This window comes from Streptomyces diastaticus subsp. diastaticus (assembly GCF_011170125.1).
Classification (GTDB): Bacteria; Actinomycetota; Actinomycetes; order Streptomycetales; family Streptomycetaceae; genus Streptomyces; species Streptomyces diastaticus.
In genome coordinates, this window is the sequence record NZ_BLLN01000005.1 from 887,866 (window position 1) to 904,896 (window position 17,031).

Sequence of the window (17,031 nt, forward strand, 5' to 3'; positions counted from 1 at the left end):
ATGAGCCGACTCGCCCAGACCCACGGCCTCACCGACATCCAGCAGGAGATCCTCTCCACGGTCCGTGACTTCGTGGACAAGGAGATCATCCCGGTCGCCACCGAGCTGGAGCACCGCGACGAGTACCCCACCCAGATCGTCGAGGGACTGAAGGAGCTCGGCCTGTTCGGGCTGATGATCCCCGAGGAGTACGGGGGGCTGGGCGAGTCCCTGCTCACGTACGCGCTGTGCGTGGAGGAGATCGCCCGCGGCTGGATGTCGGTCTCCGGCATCATCAACACGCACTTCATCGTCGCGTACATGCTCAAGCAGCACGGCACGCGGGAGCAGCGGGAGCACTTCCTGCCGCGGATGGCCACCGGCGAGGTCCGGGGCGCCTTCTCGATGTCGGAGCCGGCGCTCGGCTCGGACGTCTCGGCGATCTCCACCAAGGGCGTCAAGGTGGGCGACGAGTACGCGCTCACCGGCCAGAAGATGTGGCTGACCAACGGCGGGTCCTCCACCCTGGTGGCGGTGCTCTGCCGCACCGACGAGGGGCACCCCGAGGGCACCGCCCCCCACAGGTCCATGACGACCTTCCTGGTGGAGAAGGAGCCCGGTTTCGGCGAGGTCCGGCCCGGTCTCACCATCCCCGGCAAGATCGAGAAGATGGGCTACAAGGGTGTCGACACCACCGAGATGATTTTGGACGGACTGCGCATTCCGGCCAATCGTGTGCTCGGCGGCACCACCGGCCGAGGGTTTTACCAAATGATGGACGGTGTCGAGGTCGGGCGGGTCAACGTGGCCGCCCGCGGCTGCGGCGTCGCGCAGCGCGCGTTCGAGCTGGGCGTCTCCTACGCCCAGCAGCGGCACACCTTCGGCAAGGCGATCGCCCAGCACCAGGCGATCCAGTTCAAGCTCGCCGAGATGGCCACCAAGGTCGAGGCGGCCCATGCGATGATGGTGAACGCGGCTCGCAAAAAGGACTCCGGGGAACGAAACGACCTGGAGGCGGGTATGGCGAAGTACCTGGCGTCGGAATACTGCAAGGAAGTCGTGGAGGACGCCTTCCGCATCCACGGCGGGTACGGCTTCTCGAAGGAGTACGAGATCGAGCGCCTGTACCGCGAGGCGCCGATGCTGCTGATCGGCGAGGGAACCGCCGAAATCCAGAAAATGATCATCGGCAGGAGGCTCTTGGAGGAGTACCGTTTGCAGGGTTGATTGTCCTGTTTGGGGGATTTTTTCGAGAAGAAGATCACACCTGACCGGCACTCTTCAGCCGTCGACTCCGGTTCCTGGCTTGGCCAGTTGTGGTCGCCACCCGATACCATCCCCGGAAAGCCGCCGTCCCCCGTTGCAGCGCGGCATCATCCGCTACGAAGGTCATCCATGCCCCACAGCCAAAACACTGCACCGCGCGGCTCGGTCCGCCTTGCGCGCGGGGCATCGCCGTGGCTCCTGCCGACCGTCGCCACCGCAGCCGTCAGCCTGGTCCGCTCGCGCCGTTCCAAGCGCGCCGCGGCCCTGGCGGTGCCCGCCACCGCACTGGCGGCGGGCATGCTGTGGTTCTTCCGCGACCCGGAGCGCGAGATCGCTCCGGGCCGGGTCATCTCCCCGGCCGACGGTGTGGTGCAGAGCATCATGCCGTGGAAGGACGGGCGTACCCGTGTCGCCATCTTCATGAGCCCGCTGAACGTCCACGTCAACCGCGCGCCGCTGGCCGGCACGGTGACCTCCGTCGAGCACGTGCCCGGCGGTTTCGTTCCCGCGTTCAACAAGGAGAGCGAGAACAACGAGCGCGTCGTCTGGCACTTCGACACCGAGCTGGGCGACATCGAGATGGTGCAGATCGCCGGCGCGGTCGCGCGGCGCATCGTGCCCTACGTCCCACAGGGCACGAAGGTGGAGCAGGGTGAGCGCATCGGGCTGATCCGCTTCGGGTCCCGCGTCGACATCTACCTCCCCGAGGGTGTCGAAGTCGACGTGGAGGTCGGCCAACCCACGACTGCGGGGGTGACTCGCATTGACCGTGTCTGACTCAGATACCCAGGCGGGCTGGGTGCCCGAGGCCGACGAGGAGGACGACAGCGGCGAGGAGATGCCGCTGTCGATGCGCCTGTCGATAGCCGACACCCTGACTCTGGGCAACGCCACGTGCGGGTTCATGGCGGTGTACTTCACCACCACCGGCATCCTCATCCCGCACCTGACCGGCAGCGACGAGAGCGGCATGGCGCGGCACTCCGCCGCCACCGCCGTGATCCTGATGCTCTGCGCGGCGGTCTTCGACCTCTTCGACGGGCTGGTGGCGCGCAAGCTCCGCTCCTCGCCGATGGGCGCCGAGCTGGACAACCTCTCGGACCTGATCAGCTTCGGCCTGGCACCGGCGTACTTCGTGCTGGTGTACGGCATGGTGGCGGACGACGCCCACCAGCGGGTGGCGGCGCTCGGCGCGGTCGTGGTGCTGCTGGCGGTGGTGCTGAGACTGGCCCGGTTCTCCTGCGTGACCTTGAAGGACGGCATGTTCCAGGGCATGCCGAGCCCCTTCGGGGCGCTCACGGTGGTCTCCATCGTGCTCCTGGAGCTTCCCTTCGTGGCGACGCTGCTGGCGATCGTCGGGACGGCCTGGCTGATGGTGAGCCGGGTCGAGTACCCGAAGCCGCGGGGCCCCCTCGCGGTGGCCATGCTGAGCTGGATCGTGGCCGCGATGGGTCTGCTGGCCGCCTGGGCGTTCGAGGCCCCCGGCGGGCAACTGCTCCTGCAGACCGGTTGCGCGCTCCAGCTCGTGCTGGGCGCGGTCATCCCGCTCTTCGCCACGGCCCGCCGGGTGAACAACTTCCGCGACAACCGCCGCGAGGCGCGGGCGGCACAGCTGCCGTAGTGGATGACGCGCGGGACGCGACGTGAGAGGGGCCCCGGACCGGGAACGGTCCGGGGCCCCTCTCACGTCGTGGCGCCAGGTTCCCTGCCACGCCGTCTCCGCCCATGCCGACGGCACCCGGCCACCCGGCGTCCGTGGGAAGTGCCCGGCCGCCGGGCGCCGGGGGGGCTCGCGAGGCCGGGCCGGTGCGGCCGGTACCCGAGGGCGGCCGAGCTCCCGGTGTGCCGTGCCGAGGGCGCGAACGGGCCCGGAGCCGGTGCCCGGCTCTCCCGTCTCCGTACCGGCGGGCGGGGAGGCGAGGGGGCTGTGACCGTCGTGCACTCGCCGCGGGCCGTTCCGCCGCTCGCGCGTGGGACGGCCCGGCCGGGGCTCGGGCCGGAGTGTCCTCTCCCCCGCCGGCCGTCCGGTGCGCGTGGCCGATCGGCGGCTCGTCTCCCGCAGTGTTCGTCGGCAGCACCCGGGCGGGCCGTGCCGCGCGCTCCTCGCCCGGCTCGGCGTTCCTCGCCCGGCTCGGCCGGAGCCGGCGTCCCGGCCCCGGCCGGCGGCGAGGCTCAGGTCAGGAAGTCCTCGGCCAGTCGCTCCGCGAGCCGTTCCAGCAGGGGGCCCGCCTCGCTGAAGCAGCGTTCGGGGTCCGGCTCGATGTCAAGGAGGGCGTAGGCGCGGCGGATGCCGGCCTGCCGGAGGGCATCGGTGCCGAGGGCCAGGCGGCCGCAGACGGCCACCGTGTCGACGCCCCGGGCACGCGCCGCGGCGGCGACCCCGGCCGGGGCCTTGCCGTGCAGGGTCTGGGCGTCGAGTGAGCCCTCGCCCGTGATCACGAGGTCGGCGCGGTCCAGGGCCGCGGCGAAGCCGAGGACCTCGAGCATCACCTCGATACCGGGACGGAAGCGGGCGCCGAGGCCGACCAGGGCTGCGAAGCCGACTCCGCCGGCCGCTCCGGCGCCGGGCGCCTCGGCCGCCTCGGCGACGCGGCCGCCCAGGGAGTCGGCAAGGACGCCGACGTAGTGGGTGAGGGCGGCGTCGAGGGTGCGTACGTCGTCCTCGTCGGCGCCCTTCTGCGGGCCGTAGACGGCGGCGGCGCCCTTGGGGCCGGTCAGCGGGTTGTCGACGTCCCCGGCGAGGACCAGGTCGATCCCGGGCAGCCGCGGGTCCAGTCCGCTCAGGTCGGCCCGGGCCAGGTCGGCGAGGGCCGCGCCACCGGGGCCGACCGGGGTGCCGTCGGCGGTGAGCAGGCGGGCGCCGAGCGCGCTCAGCATGCCCGCGCCGCCGTCGGTGGTGGCGCTGCCGCCGACTCCGAGGACGAGGGTGCGGGCGCCCGCGTCCAGGGCGGCGGCGATCAGCTCGCCGCAGCCGCGCGTGGTGGCGGTGAGCGGTGCGAGGACGCCGTCGGGGAGGTGCTGGAGCCCGGACGCCTCGGCCAACTCCACGACGGCGGTACTGTCCCGCAGGGCCCAGGCGGCGGTCACCCGGCCGCCGGTGGGCCCGGTCACCTCCCGGGTGTGCCGGGTGAACCCGGCGGCGACGGCGGCGGCGACCGTGCCGTCCCCTCCGTCGGCGACCGGCAACGCCTCCACGGCGGTGCCGGGCCGGGCGCGGTCCAGCCCGGCGGCGACGTGTTCGGCGACCTCGACGGCGGTCAGCGAACCCTTGAACTTGTCAGCGGCGATCAGCACACGTGCGTGTGCCGTGCGGCGAGTGTCAGCCACCCGTTGCATCCCCTTGCTCATCGGGCCTTGCCTCGGCAAGGCGGTCGCGCCGCTGCGACACTAACCCCCCGACCGGGCCGCTGCCCAGGCCACCGGGGTGATCCCGCGGTTCCGGCGGTGGTTCAGCGGACGCGCTCGACGCGGCGCTCGTCCCAGACCGGTTCGCTCGTCTCCCGCAGGCGGCCGTCGGAGCCGAAGACCAGGTAGCGGTCGAAGGAGCGGGCGAACCACCGGTCGTGGGTGACCGCGAGGACCGTCCCGTCGTACGCCTCCAGGCCGTCCTGGAGGGCGTCGGCGCTCTCCAGGTCGAGGTTGTCGGTGGGCTCGTCCAGGAGGAGCGCGGTGGTGCCGGCCAGTTCCAGCAGGAGGATCTGGAAGCGGGCCTGCTGGCCGCCGGAGAGGCGGTCGAAGCGCTGCTCGGCCTGGAGGGTCAGCTCGTAGCGGCGCAGTACCGAGTGGGCGGCGCCCCGGTCGTGGGCGTGCTCGGTCCACAGGATGTCGAGCAGGGTCCGCCCGTGCAGCTCGGGATGGGCGTGGGTCTGGGCGAAGTGGCCGGGGACCACGCGGGCGCCGAGCCGCCAGGTGCCGGTGTGGGCGACGTCCTCGCCGGCGAGCAGGCGCAGGAAGTGCGACTTGCCGGAGCCGTTGGAGCCGAGCACGGCGACCCGCTCGCCGTAGAAGACCTCCAGGTCGAACGGCTGCATGAGACCGGTCAGCTCCAGCCGCTCGCAGGTCAGCGCCCGGACGCCGGTGCGGCCGCCGCGCAGCCGCATCCGGATGTCCTGCTCACGCGGCGGCTCGGGCGGCGGCCCGGCCTCCTCGAACTTGCGCAGCCTGGTCTGCGCGGCGGCGTACCGGGAGGCCATCTCGTGGCTGACGGCGGCGGCCTGGCGGAGGTTGACCACCAGCTTCTTCAGCTGGGTGTGCTTCTCGTCCCAGCGGCGGCGCAACTCCTCGAAGCGTGCGAACCGCTGCTTGCGCGCCTCGTGGTACGTGTCGAACCCGGCACCGTGCACCCAGACGTCGGCCCCGGCGGGCCCCGGCTCGACGCTGACGATCTTCTCGGCGGAGCGGGCCAGCAGTTCGCGGTCGTGGGAGATGAACAGCACCGTCTTGCGCGTCTGGCGGATCTGCTCCTCCAGCCAGCGCTTGCCGGGGACGTCGAGGTAGTTGTCCGGCTCGTCGAGGAGCAGGACCTCGTCCTGACCGCGCAGCAGGTACTCCAGGACGAGGCGTTTCTGCTCGCCGCCGGAGAGGCTGCGCACCTGGCGCCACTGGGCGCGCTCGTAGGGGATGCCGAGGGCGGCGGTGGTGCACATGTCCCAGAGGGTCTCGGCCTCGTACCCCTGCACCTCCGCCCAGTCGGCGAGGGCCTGGGCGTACGCCATCTGCGCCGCCTCGTCGTCCACGGTCATGACGGCGTGTTCGGCCCGGTCGACGGCGGCCGCCGCCGCCCGCAGGCGGGGCGGGGCCACGGAGACCAGCAGGTCGCGGACGGTGCGCTCGTCGCGGACGCTACCGACGAACTGGGGCATCACGCCGAGTCCGCCGCTGACGGTGACGGTGCCGCCGTGCGGCTTCAGCTCACCGGAGACGATCCGCAGCAGCGTGGTCTTCCCGGCGCCGTTCGGGCCGACCAGGGCGTAGGCGGCGCCCTCGGGCACCCGGAACGACACGTCGCCCAGCAGAGTGCGCCCGTCGGGCAGGTCGTACTCCAGGTGCGCCACTTCGAGATGTCCCATGCGGGGCATCCCATCAGCAGCGACGGCCCGCGGGCAAACGAGTTCCCCGGACCCCTGGAGGCCGAACGGAGTCCGCGGCGTCGAACAGGGACGTGTCCCCGGTGCGGCTCGTCTCCCTCCTCCGGGCGAACCGCTCCGATGAGGCTTGCCCGAGCCCGCCACCGCCTCGAAGGATCATCCCGCTCGACCCTTCTCCGCACCCCTCATCCGGAAAGAGGCACTGTGCCCGCTCTCGTCCGTACCGCCCTCCTGTCCACCGGCGCCGCCGCCTCGGCACTCGCGCTGGCCCTCTCCGGCGCGGCACCGGCCGCCGCTCTCCCGTACCCCGACCGGGACCTGGTCAACAAGACCGACGGCGGCCGGCTCGCCCTGTACGCCGACAGCACCGCGGAAGGGGCCACCGCCATCACGCTGCGCGACCCCGTGTACCGGTACCGCACGGAGGCGTGGCACGGCGAACGGACCGTCGTGAACGGTACGGTGCACTTCACCCTGCGGAACAAGGCGGCGGACAAGTGTCTCCAGCCGGCCACCGCGGAGGCCGCCCGCAAGACCAGGATCGTGGTCAGGAGCTGCGACGGCTCGCGGCTCCAGAGCTGGGCCCTCCACCCGGAGCGCGTCGGCGGGGCCGACACCGGGTGGTGGATGTGGCGCCCGTCGGTCAACAAGGACGTCGCCATGACGCTCGACCGGTACAACGACGGCGCCTGGGCGACCCTTCACCTGGACACCGCCTACCCGTCGAACGACCGGCTGTGGAAGCTCGGCGGCAACGACGCGCCCTGGCAGTGACCATCCCGCCCCGCCGCCGCGCCCCCGCAGCGACCGTGCCCGACGGGGGCGCGGCGGCGGGGCGGCGGGGCGGCGGCCGAGCACGGGGCGCGCCTGGTCGTCGTCAACGCCGAACCCGCCCCCTACGACGCGCTCGCCGACGAAGTGGTCGGGGAGCCGATCGGCACGGCCCTGCCGGAACTGCTGCGGGGGCTGCGGGGCTGACGGTCGCCGCGCGGGCACGTGGACGACCGCGACCGTCAGTGACTCGGTGGGGCGACCGGGGAGCGCCCGACGCCGCCGGGGGCACGGCCGGGGCCGGCGGCCGGCCCTACGGCAGGGGCCGCGCCCTGGACCCCCGGGGCTCGTCGAGGCGCGGCAAGGCGCCGCACCTTCGTCACCCGCGCGCCGGCCGGGGCCGGCGGCGGCCAGGGGTCCGCCGCTGCGCGAGGGCCCCGCCCTTGGCCGGCCGGGGCGCGCGCCGCCGGCCCGAGCGGGCCCGGGGCCCCGCGCCCGGGCTGCATCCGGCGGGGCCCCGCGGCAGCCTGCCCGGGGGGGGCGGGAGGGGCTGAGCGAGGTTCAGGACAGGGCCGCTGTGGTGGCGTACCCCTCTCCGCGCTCGTGGGCCAGCAGGGCACGTTTGCGGTCGATGCCGCCGCCGTAGCCGGTCAGGGAGCCGCTCGCGCCGATGACCCGGTGGCAGGGGACGATGATGCCGAGCGGGTTGCGGCCGTTGGCGAGGCCGACGGCGCGGGAGGCGCCCGGACGGCCCAGCGCCTCGGCGAGCTGGCCGTAGGTCCGCGTCCGGCCGTACGGGACGGTGCGGAGCTGCTCCCAGACCGAGCGCTGGAACGGGGTGCCGTCGAGGCGCAGTTCGAGGTCGAAGTCGGTGCGGGTCCCGGCGAAGTACGCGGCGAGCTGGTCGGCGGCCTCGCCGAACGGGCTGTCGTCGCGCGGGCCGAACTCCTCCTGGGCGGGCCGGTGGCGCTGCCCGGCCATGTAGAGCCCGCTGAGGACGCCGCCGGTGGCGACCAGGGTGAGCGGACCGCAGGGGCTGTCGACGACGGTGTGGCAGCGGGCGGCGGACGGGGCGGTTGCCGGGGTGCTGGTCATGGCGGTGCTCCGGTGGGTGTGGTCGCGGTCAGGCGGGCAGGAGGTTGATCGGGTGGTCGTCGGTGGACCACAGGTACTGCACGGCGTACGCCCGCCAGGGTCGCCAGTCCGCGGCGCGGGCGGTCAGTCCGCCGGGAGCGCCCGGCAGGCCGAGGCGCTCGGCGGCGCGGCGCACTCCGAGGTCGGTGGCGGGGAAGGCGTCGGGGTCGCCGAGGGCGCGCATGGCGATGATCTCCACCGTCCACGGACCGAAACCGGGCAGCGCCAGCAGCCGGGCGCGTGCCTCGTCCCAGTCCTCCTCGGGGCCGAGCCGGAGCGAGCCTTCGGCGAGGCGGGCCACCAGCGTGGTCAGGGTGGCGCGGCGGCTGCGGGGCATGGCGAGCTGCTCGGGGTCGAGTCCGGCGAGGTCGGCGGGGCGCGGGAAGAGGCGGGTGAGCCCGCCCGCCGGGTCCTCGACGGGGCTGCCGTACGCGGTGGCGAGGCGGGCGGCGTGGGTGCGGGCGGCGGCGGTGGAGACCTGCTGGCCGAGGACGGCCCGGACGGCGAACTCGGCGGCGTCGACGGTGCGCGGGACGCGGCGGCCGGGGGCCCGGGCGACGTGGGGGGCGAGGGTCGGGTCGGCGGCGAGCCGCTCGTCCACCGCCTCCGGGTCGGCGTCGAGGTCGAGCAGGCGGCGGCAGCGGCTGATGGCGAGGGTGAGGTCCCGCAGGTCGGTGAGGGCCAGGCGGCAGGCGATGTGGCCGGGTGCGGGGGCGAGCGTGGCGATGCCCGGGCCGTGCGGCAGGTCGAGTGTGCGGCGGTAGGCACCGTCGCGCCACTCCTCGACGCCGGGGACGGCGGTGGCGGCGAGGTGCCCGAAGACGTTGTCCGGGGTGAAGGGGGTGCGCAGCGGGAGCCGCAGCGAGACCGCGCCGGGTGCCGGGTCGCCGCCGGGGCCCGGCACGGCGCGGGTGCGGGCGCGCAGTTCGGTCGGGGAGAGCGCGTACACCTCGCGCACCGTGTCGTTGAAGGTGCGGACCGAGGAGAAGCCGGCGGCGAAGGCGATGTCGGCCATCGGCAGGGTGGTCGTCTCGACCAGCAGCCGGGCGGTCTGGGCGCGCTGGGCGCGGGCCAGGGCGAGCGGCCCGGCCCCGAGTTCCGCGCGAAGCTGCCGCTCGATCTGGCGGGTGCTGTAACCGAGTCGGGCGGCGAGGCCGGGGACGCCCTCGCGGTCGACGGTGCCGTCGGCGATGAGCCGCATGGCGCGGGCGACGGCGTCGGCGCGCTGGTTCCACTCGGGCGAACCCGGGGTGGTGTCCGGGCGGCACCGCTTGCAGGCCCGGAACCCGGCCTGCTGGCAGGCGGCGGCGCTGGGATGGAACACCATGTTGCGCGGCTTGGGCGGCACGGCGGGGCAGCTGGGGCGGCAGTAGATGCCGGTGGTCAGCACGGCGGTGAAGAACCAGCCGTCGAACCGGGCGTCCTTCGACCGCACGGCCCGCACGCAGCGCTCGGTGTCGGTGTACATGACTCCAGCATCCTCGCTCCCCGGGGTGGGGCGCTGGCGAGAATCCGACATCAGCGTCCGGTGCCGCCGGCCGTCCCGCCGGACTTCGGGGCGGCGCGGTTCCGGCCGTCCGGCGGAACCGGTGGTGTGAACGGGGAGGTGACCGGTTGACGTACGCCGGGAGGCGGGGCCCGGCGGGCGCCGGGAAACTGATTCCGCGTCCCGCAGACCGCTGCGGAGGGTGCCGCGTCCCTGGTGAACCGGTGTTCCGGCGCTCCGCGAGGGCACCCACGCGGCGGCCGGCTCCGCCACCCGGGCGAGCTGCCCCGCATCGGCAGCCAGGCACGATCGTTGAAGCGCTGCCCCCATTGTTTCTTTTTCGCCGAAAGACCACGCATGTCTCACTCCACCGCCACCGGTCTCCCCAGCGCCCCGCCCGCGGAGTCCCGCCGGACCTCGCTCGGTGTCTTCCTCCCCTCCGGCCTGCCCGGCGTCCATCGGTACGTCGAGGCGCTGGCCCCCGCGCTGCCCCCCGGGCAGGACGGTTTCTTCGAGATCGGCGTCCCGCACGCGGAAGCGGTCTACGACGGCCCGCTCATCCGGGCCGTCTACCGCCAGGCCCTGCGGGACGGCGCCACGATGGCGGACCTCCTGCGGACCGTGGAGCACGCGGCCAGGCACGCGCCCGTGGTGGTGATGAGCTACTGGGAGCCGGTGCGGCGGTACGGCCCGGAACGGACGGCGCTGGCACTCGCGGAGGCGGGCGCGGACGGCGCCATGATCGTCGACCTGCCCGCGGCGGCGGCGCCCGCCTGGCACGAGAGCGCCGCGCGGGCGGGCATCACGGCACCGCGCTTCGCCGCTCCGGACCTGCCCGACGCCGACCTGTGCCACCTCGCCCGGCTCGCCTCCGGGTGGCTCTACGCCCCCGCCAGCACCGCCCCCACCGGCTACCGGGGCCCGCTCGACCTGTGCGGCCTGGGGGCGGCCGTGCGGCGGCTGCGCACGGTGACGCCGCTGCCGGTGATGGCGGGCGTCGGCATCTCCACCCCCGCCCTCGCGGCGGCGGTCTCCCCCGTGGTCGACGGCATCGTCGTCGGCAGCCCCGTGCTGCGCGCCCTGGCCGCCGATCCCGACGAGGCTCCCGCCCTGGTCGAGCGATTCGCCCGGGCGGTCTGCGCCGAGGAGCAGCCGGTGCTGCCGGTGTGACGTGAGCCCGTACGCGATGGCGTACGGGGTCCCGTCGGCGGTGTCCGGGAGAAGGGCCGCGAGCCCCCGGGTCTCGCGGCCTCCTCGCCCGGTGCGGCGGGCGGGGCGTCAGGCGGGGGCGGCGAGGTGGAGTTCGGTGCCGCTGCCCCGGACGCCTTCGGCGGCGGCCTCGGTCAGGGCCGGGCCGGTGATGATGGCGTCGAAGTCGGAGAGGGAGGCGACGCGGTACTTGCCGAACTTGGAGGAGCCGGCCACCAGGACGGCGCTGCGGGAGCACTCCAGGGCGGCCCGCTTCACCTCGACCTCGGCGTCGGCCGGCGACGCCCGCGCCACCCCCGCCTCCGGGCCGGGCGCCCGGGCCGTCGTCCACCCGCGCTCCCGGCACGCCACGGCCGTCTCCTGCCTGCCGCCGTGGTCGCGGCGGAGCGCCGTCCCGCCACTCACCCCGTACTTCGTGATGCGGGTCGGCCAGACGCCCCTGCTGCCGCACGCCGCGCCCGGTGACGCCGGGCAGGCGAGGGAACGGGAACGGCAGGACCACGGCCCGGTCGTCTCCGGCGGCTCGGTCCGCGCGGCGGTCGACGCCGCCGTCGGACTGGAGGAGGTCTGCGCCCCGGTGCTCGCCCTCGGCGACCGACCGGCCCGCCTGCCGACCGAGGAGGAGGCCGGGGAGCCGGCCGGGCGGTACGGGTCCTGCTGGGGGGGGGAGTGAGTACGCCTCGCCGGGCGGCCCGGACGCCTGGGAACGGCGTACGGGGAGGGCAGGGCCGCCCTCGGTCCTCTCCCGGGCGCCACGGGCGGTCACGGCGTGGTGGCGGCAGGCTGCGGGGAACTCGGGGCCTGCCCGGGTGACGCTGCCCTCGACCGGCGTCGGTTCCGTCACGGCGTGAGGGCCACCGGTCCGTCCTCAGGCGCCCGCCCGGCCGCCGGCGGTGGGGCGGCCCAGATGGCGCCAGACCGCCTTGGCGGCGTTGTGCCCGGACATGCCGTGGACGCCGGGGCCCGGCGGGGTGGCCGAGGAGCAGAGGAAGACGGCGGGGTGCGGGGTGGTGTGCGGGGAGAGGGTCAGCCTCGGGCGCAGGAGGAGCTGGAGGCCGGAGGCGGCGCCGCAGGCGATGTCCCCGCCGACGTAGTTGGCGTTGCGGGCGGCCAGTTCCGGCGGCCCGGCGGCGGCGCGGGCGAGGACCCGGTCGCGGAAGCCGGGGGCGTACTCCTCCAGGCGGCGTTCGACGGCGTCGGTGAGGTCGCCGGTCCAGCCGTTGGGGACGTGGCCGTAGACCCAGAGGACGTGTTTGCCCTCCGGGGCGCGGGTCGGGTCGGCGAGGCTCGGCTGGACCGTGATGAGGAAGGGCGGGGACGGCGGCCGGCCCTCGCGGGAGACGGCCCGCAGCGCGGCGCCGATCTCCCCGGCGTTCGCGCCGAGGTGGACGGTGGTGGCGCGGCGGGCGTCCGGCGAGGTCCAGGGGACGGGGCCGTCCAGGGCGTAGTCGAGCTTGAAGACACCGGCGCCGTAGCGGTAACCGGCGTAGTGGTCGCCGAGGCCGGCGATGCGGGCGAGCGCGGTGGGCGAGGTGTCGAAGACGTAGGCGCGGGCCGGTGGCAGGTCGTCGAGGCGCTTGACCTCGTAGCCGGTGTGGAGGGTGCCGCCGTGGTCGGTGAGGAGTCCGGCGAGGGCGTCGGAGATCGCCTGCGAGCCTCCCCGGGCGACCGGCCAGCCCCGGGCGTGCGCGGCCAGGGCGAAGACCAGGCCGACGGCGCCGGTGCCGACACCGCTGAGCGGCGCCATGATGTGGCCGACCAGTCCGGCGAACAGCGTGCGGGCGCGCTCGTCCCGGAAGCGGCGCAGCAGCAGGGCGGCCGGGGGCAGGCCGGCCAGGCCGAAGCGGGCGAGGGTGAGCGGGTCGCGGGGCAGGGCGGTGGACGGCAGCCCCATGAAGTCGCGGAAGAGCGTCTGCCAGTGGGGCAGCAGTGGACTGACGAGCCTGCGGTACGCGGCGGCGTCCCGGGGCCCCAGGGAGGCGGCGCTCTCGCCGACGGAGCGGGCCAGCACGGCTGCCGGGCCGCCGTCGAGGAAGGGGTGGGCCATGGGCAGTGCGGCGTGCAGCCAGCGCAGCCCGTACCGCTCCAGGGGCAGGGCGTCGAAGGCCGGGGAGGTGACGCCGAGGGGATGCGCGGCGGAGCACGGGTCGTGGCGGAAGCCGGGCAGCGTCAGCTCCTCGGTGCGCGCTCCCCCGCCGATGCCCTCGGCGGCCTCGAAGACGGCGACGTCCAGGCCGCGCCGGGCCAGCTCGACGGCGGCGGTCAGCCCGTTGGGCCCGGAGCCTACGACGACGGCATCGTGCAGCGTGGGCATGCGCAGACTCCTTGGTCGGCCGGGCCGGGCGTACCAGGATATGCGCGTGCGCCCGGCACGGGGCCGCCGGTACGGTGCCGTCGGGCCGGACCGGGCCCCGGCTGCGGCTTCGCTCCGGCTGAGCCACCCCTGCGGAGAGGACGCCATGACGGGGACGGGGAACGGGCCGCGCGGCGGCGAGGGGGCGGAGTGCGGCGACGGCGCGCCGGTGGCCTGGGAGCCGGTCGTCCGGATGGCCGAGGCGCTCACGGCGGTCCCCGGCGTCCGCGGTGTGCTCCTCGGCGGCAGCCGGGCCCGCGGCACGCACCGTCCGGACTCCGACTGGGACCTCGGCGTGTACTACCGAGGCGCGCCGGACCTCGGCCGCCTCGCCGCGCTGGCCTCGGCCGCGCAGGGCTCCCCGGTCCAGGTGGCGGGGCCGGGCGGCTGGGGGCCGTGGGTGAACGGTGGCGCGTGGCTGCGGGTGGACGGCGTCCCCGTCGACTGGATCCTGCGCGACCTGGACCGGGTCGAGCGGGTGTGGGAGGACTGCCGCGCGGGCCGGTACGAGGTGGGCGTGCAGCCGGGGCACCCGCTGGGCTTCTGGTCGCCGGGCTACGCCGGCGAGGTGGCGTACGGACGGGTGCTCGCCGATCCGGCGGGCGAGCTGACCGCGCTGCGGCACCGGGTGCGGGTGGAGCCCGGTTACCCGGAGCCGCTGCGCCGGGCGCTGGCGGGGGCCGCCTGGGAGGCGGAGTTCTCGGTGGCGGCGGCCGCCAAGTCGGCGCCCGCCGGGGACGCTCTGCACGTGTCGCTCTGCCTGGCGCGGGCCTTCGGCGTGCTGGCGCAGGCGCTGCACGCCCATCACCGGCGCTGGCTGCTGAACGAGAAGGGCGCCCTGGCGGCCACCGCGGCGCTGCCCGGCACGCCGGAGGGGTTCGCGGACCGCGTCACCGCGTGCCTGACGGCGCTGGACCCCGGGGCGGTGGGGGCGGCGGCCGGGCTGGTCCGCGAGGTGCGGGGCGTGCTGGACGCCTGATGCCCCGGCCGGGCGCCCCCGCCCGGCTCAGCCGCCCAGCAGCTTCACCACCCGCTCGGCCGTGGCCCGGTCACGGGCGGCCGTGAAGGGCAGGGCGTTGCCTCCGCGGTAGCGGAACGGGAGCCGGTCGCGGGTGAGGTGGGCGCCGCCCGCCTCGGTGACCAGCAGGAGCCCGGCCGCGTGGTCCCAGGCGGCCTCCCAGGAGAAGGCGGTGGCGTCGCAGGTGCCGCGGGCCACCGCGAGGTACTCCAGCCCGGCCGAGCCGCAGGGGCGCGGGGCGACGCCCGGCGCCCGCAGGCCCAGCAGGGCCTCCTTCTGCGCGGGCGTGGTGAAGTCGGGGTGCGAGGTGGCGACGGTGAGCGGTGCCCCGTCGGCGGGCGCCCCGGCGGCCAGCGGGGCGCCGTCCAGCGTGGCGCCCTCCCCCCGGACGGCCGTGGCCAGCTCGCCGAGGGCGGGTGCGTACGTCCAGGAGGCGAGGGTCTCGCCGCCGCGGACCAGGGCGACCAGCGTGCAGAAGCCCGGGTCGCCGTGGACGAACTGGCGGGTGCCGTCGACCGGGTCGACGATCCACACGGGCGCGTCGCTCTCGAGCGCGCCGTACACCCCCGGGTCCGCGTGGACGGCCTCCTCGCCGACGACCACGGAGCCGGGGAGCAGGGCGGTGAGGGCCTCGGTGAGCCGGACCTCGGCGAGGCGGTCGGCCGAGGTGACCAGGTCGTGCGGGCCGGACTTCTGGTCGATGTCGTCGTCGGCGAGCTGTCGGAAGCGCGGCATGACCTCGGCGGCCGCCGCCTCCCGGACGGCCTCGGTGACGTCGTCGAGGTGGCGGTCGAGGAATCCCCTCAGTTCGGAGAAATGTTCGATCATGTCTCCATCAGACCATGCCGCGCCGACAGCGCCGCACCCCCGGGCGAACCCGCGGCGAACCCGCGGTGAACTCCGGGTGCCCACGCGGTCAGCGCCCGACCGCGTACCCCTGCATACCGCGCGGGTTGGCGGCGGCCGAGAGGAGACCGGTGCGCGGGTCGCGGGCGACGGCGCACAGGCGTCCCTCGGACCAGGGGCCGCCGACGGTCACCCGGTGGCCGCGCCGGCGGAGCTCCTCGACCACCTCGGGGTCCAGGCGGGACTCCACGGTGAGCGCGCCCGGGGCCATCTCGCGGGGGTAGAAGGAGCCGGGGAACGAGTCGGTGTGCCAGTTGGGGGCGTCGACGGCGCCCTGGAGGTCGAGGCCGCCGCGGACCTCCGCGCGCAGGGCCACGGCGAGGAAGAAGTGGGTCTGCCACTGGTCCTGCTGGTCGCCGCCGGGCGTGCCGAAGGCCAGCACGGGCACGCCGTCGCGGAGCGCGATGGACGGTGTCAGCGTGGTGCGCGGGCGCACGCCGGGCGTCAGGGTGTTGGGCAGGTCCTCGTCGAGCCAGGCCATCTGGAGCCGGGTGCCGAGCGGGAAGCCCAGCTCGGGGACGACCGGGTTGGACTGGAGCCAGCCACCGCTCGGGGTGGCCGAGACCATGTTGCCCCAGCGGTCCACGATGTCGAGGTGGCAGGTGTCGCCCCGGGTCGCCCCGTCGCGCGCGACGGTCGGCTCGCCCGCCCCGACGCCGCCGGGCACGGGAGCGTGGCCGCCCTGCCCGGCGGCGACCGCGACGGCGTGCGCGGCGAGCGCGGGCGTTCGCCCTCCGGGGCTGCCGGGCCGCAGCTCCAGGGAGGCCCGCTCACCGACCAGGGCGCGCCGCGCCTCGTTGTACTCCGGCGAGAGCAGCGCGTCCACCGGTACCTCGGCGGCGTCGCCGTACCACGCCTCCCGGTCGGCCATGGCGAGCTTGCAGCCCTCCACCAGCAGGTGGACGTAGTCGGCCGAGCCGTACGCGGGCAGTTCGTCCGGGAGCAGCGCCAACTGCTGGAGCAGGGCGGGCCCCTGGCTCCAGGGCCCGGCCTTGCAGACCGTCCATCCCCGCCAGTCGTAGGTCACGGGCGCCTCGTACGAGGCGGACCAGCCGGCCAGGTCGGCGGCGGCGAGGGTGCCGGTGTGGCGGGTGCCGGTGGTGTCCATGGTGGGGCGGGCGGCCTGGCGGACGAGGGCTTCTGCGACGAACCCCGTGCGCCAGACGGAGCGGGCCGCCTCGATCTGGGCGACGCGGTCGGCGCCTCCGGCCTGCTCGGCCTCCGATATGAGGCGGCGCCAGGTGGCGGCGAGGGCGGGGTTGCGCAGCAGCTCCCCCGGGGCGGGGGCCCGGCCGCCGGGCAGGTAGACCTCGGCGGAGCTGGTCCACTCGGTGGTGAACAGTTCGCGGACCGTCTCGACGGTGGCGGTGATCCGCTCGACGGGGGCGTGCCCGTCCTCGGCGTAGCCGATGGCGTACGCGAGGACCTCGGCGAGGGTGCGGGTGCCGTGGTCGCGCAGGAGGAGCATCCAGGCGTCGAAGGCGCCGGGGACTGCGGCGGCGAGGGGGCCCGTGCCGGGGACGAGGTCGAGGCCGAGTGAGCGGTAGCGGGCGGCGCTCGCCCCCGCGGGGGCGACCCCCTGGCCGCAGAGGACGCGGACCTCGCCGTCGTGCGGCGCGAGGAGCAGGGGGACCTCGCCGGCCGGGCCGTTGAGGTGCGGTTCCACCACGTGCAGGACGAACCCGGCCGCCACGGCCGCGTCGTAGGCGTTGCCGCCCCCCTCCAGCACGGCCATGGCCGACTGCGAGGCGATCCAGTGGGTGGAGGAGACCATGCCGAAAGTGCCCTGGAGGGTGGGACGCGTGGTGAACATGCCGTCTCT

At 75.3% G+C, this 17,031-nt stretch carries 15 protein-coding genes and 1 pseudogene; 8 read left to right on the forward strand and 8 right to left on the reverse strand.

Translation table 11 applies throughout. The features are described 5' to 3' along the window. From Sdia_RS21435 to pssA, 3 genes are all read left to right on the forward strand, one after another. On the forward strand, positions 1-1,206 hold the full coding sequence (locus Sdia_RS21435; protein ID WP_100453564.1) for an acyl-CoA dehydrogenase family protein: 1,206 nt from the start codon (positions 1-3) through the stop codon (positions 1,204-1,206). A 168-nt stretch (positions 1,207-1,374) separates the two neighbouring features. Further along, a complete protein-coding gene (locus Sdia_RS21440) occupies positions 1,375-2,022 on the forward strand; it encodes a phosphatidylserine decarboxylase (protein WP_100453563.1) in 648 nt (215 codons plus the stop codon). Next, positions 2,009-2,866, forward strand: a complete 858-nt coding sequence (pssA, locus tag Sdia_RS21445) for a CDP-diacylglycerol--serine O-phosphatidyltransferase (RefSeq protein WP_100453562.1) — start codon at positions 2,009-2,011, stop codon at positions 2,864-2,866. The genes Sdia_RS21440 and pssA overlap by 14 nt, the downstream gene beginning before the upstream one ends. Positions 2,867-3,417: 551 nt before the next feature. Here pssA and Sdia_RS21450 read toward each other — a convergent pair. Continuing rightward, entirely contained in the window at positions 3,418-4,581 is a 1,164-nt protein-coding gene (locus tag Sdia_RS21450; protein ID WP_189499929.1) for a glycerate kinase, read from the reverse strand. A 113-nt stretch (positions 4,582-4,694) separates the two neighbouring features. Next, complete coding sequence (locus Sdia_RS21455; protein ID WP_100454326.1) at positions 4,695-6,314, reverse strand: ABC-F family ATP-binding cassette domain-containing protein; 1,620 nt, start codon at positions 6,312-6,314, stop codon at positions 4,695-4,697. Positions 6,315-6,536: 222 nt separating this feature from the next. Between Sdia_RS21455 and Sdia_RS21460 the strand changes: the two genes are divergently transcribed. After that, positions 6,537-7,106: an RICIN domain-containing protein gene (locus Sdia_RS21460; RefSeq protein WP_100453560.1), complete on the forward strand. Its 570-nt coding sequence runs from the start codon at positions 6,537-6,539 to the stop codon at positions 7,104-7,106. A 66-nt stretch (positions 7,107-7,172) separates the two neighbouring features. Continuing rightward, positions 7,173-7,310 (forward strand): annotated as a pseudogene (locus tag Sdia_RS30330) (NAD-dependent deacetylase); the annotation flags it as partial. 354 nt (positions 7,311-7,664) lie between these two features. Here the strand turns inward: Sdia_RS30330 and Sdia_RS21465 are convergent. Together Sdia_RS21465 and Sdia_RS21470 are read right to left on the reverse strand one after the other, a co-directional pair. Continuing rightward, the gene (locus tag Sdia_RS21465) at positions 7,665-8,198 is read right to left on the reverse strand and encodes a methylated-DNA--[protein]-cysteine S-methyltransferase (protein WP_189399485.1); all 534 of its coding nucleotides are present in this window, start codon (positions 8,196-8,198) and stop codon (positions 7,665-7,667) included. A 28-nt stretch (positions 8,199-8,226) separates the two neighbouring features. Further along, complete coding sequence (locus Sdia_RS21470) at positions 8,227-9,705, reverse strand: AlkA N-terminal domain-containing protein (protein ID WP_100453558.1); 1,479 nt, start codon at positions 9,703-9,705, stop codon at positions 8,227-8,229. Positions 9,706-10,080: 375 nt separating this feature from the next. Between Sdia_RS21470 and trpA the strand changes: the two genes are divergently transcribed. Next, positions 10,081-10,893 (forward strand): tryptophan synthase subunit alpha, encoded by an 813-nt coding sequence (gene trpA / locus Sdia_RS21475; protein ID WP_100453557.1) that lies wholly within the window; start codon positions 10,081-10,083, stop codon positions 10,891-10,893. A 108-nt stretch (positions 10,894-11,001) separates the two neighbouring features. Here trpA and Sdia_RS30905 read toward each other — a convergent pair whose 3' ends face one another. Continuing rightward, positions 11,002-11,337: a DeoR/GlpR family DNA-binding transcription regulator gene (locus tag Sdia_RS30905; protein ID WP_229830442.1), complete on the reverse strand. Its 336-nt coding sequence runs from the start codon at positions 11,335-11,337 to the stop codon at positions 11,002-11,004. Between Sdia_RS30905 and Sdia_RS30910 the strand changes: the two genes are divergently transcribed. Next, entirely contained in the window at positions 11,297-11,605 is a 309-nt protein-coding gene (locus Sdia_RS30910; protein WP_443098646.1) for a class II aldolase/adducin head domain-containing protein, read from the forward strand. The genes Sdia_RS30905 and Sdia_RS30910 overlap by 41 nt on opposite strands. A 195-nt stretch (positions 11,606-11,800) precedes the next feature. On the opposite strand, the gene Sdia_RS21490 is transcribed toward Sdia_RS30910, so the two are convergent. After that, entirely contained in the window at positions 11,801-13,246 is a 1,446-nt protein-coding gene (locus Sdia_RS21490; protein ID WP_100453556.1) for a phytoene desaturase family protein, read from the reverse strand. Positions 13,247-13,391: 145 nt separating this feature from the next. Between Sdia_RS21490 and Sdia_RS21495 the strand changes: the two genes are divergently transcribed. Further along, on the forward strand, positions 13,392-14,264 hold the full coding sequence (locus Sdia_RS21495) for a nucleotidyltransferase domain-containing protein (RefSeq protein WP_115069225.1): 873 nt from the start codon (positions 13,392-13,394) through the stop codon (positions 14,262-14,264). Between the two features lie 27 nt (positions 14,265-14,291). On the opposite strand, the gene Sdia_RS21500 is transcribed toward Sdia_RS21495, so the two are convergent. Then, positions 14,292-15,131, reverse strand: coding sequence for an inositol monophosphatase family protein (locus tag Sdia_RS21500; protein ID WP_100453554.1), 840 nt, complete (start codon positions 15,129-15,131; stop codon positions 14,292-14,294). 88 nt (positions 15,132-15,219) lie between these two features. Then, complete coding sequence (locus Sdia_RS21505; RefSeq protein ID WP_124287910.1) at positions 15,220-17,022, reverse strand: gamma-glutamyltransferase family protein; 1,803 nt, start codon at positions 17,020-17,022, stop codon at positions 15,220-15,222. Between the last annotated feature and the right edge of the window lie 9 nt (positions 17,023-17,031).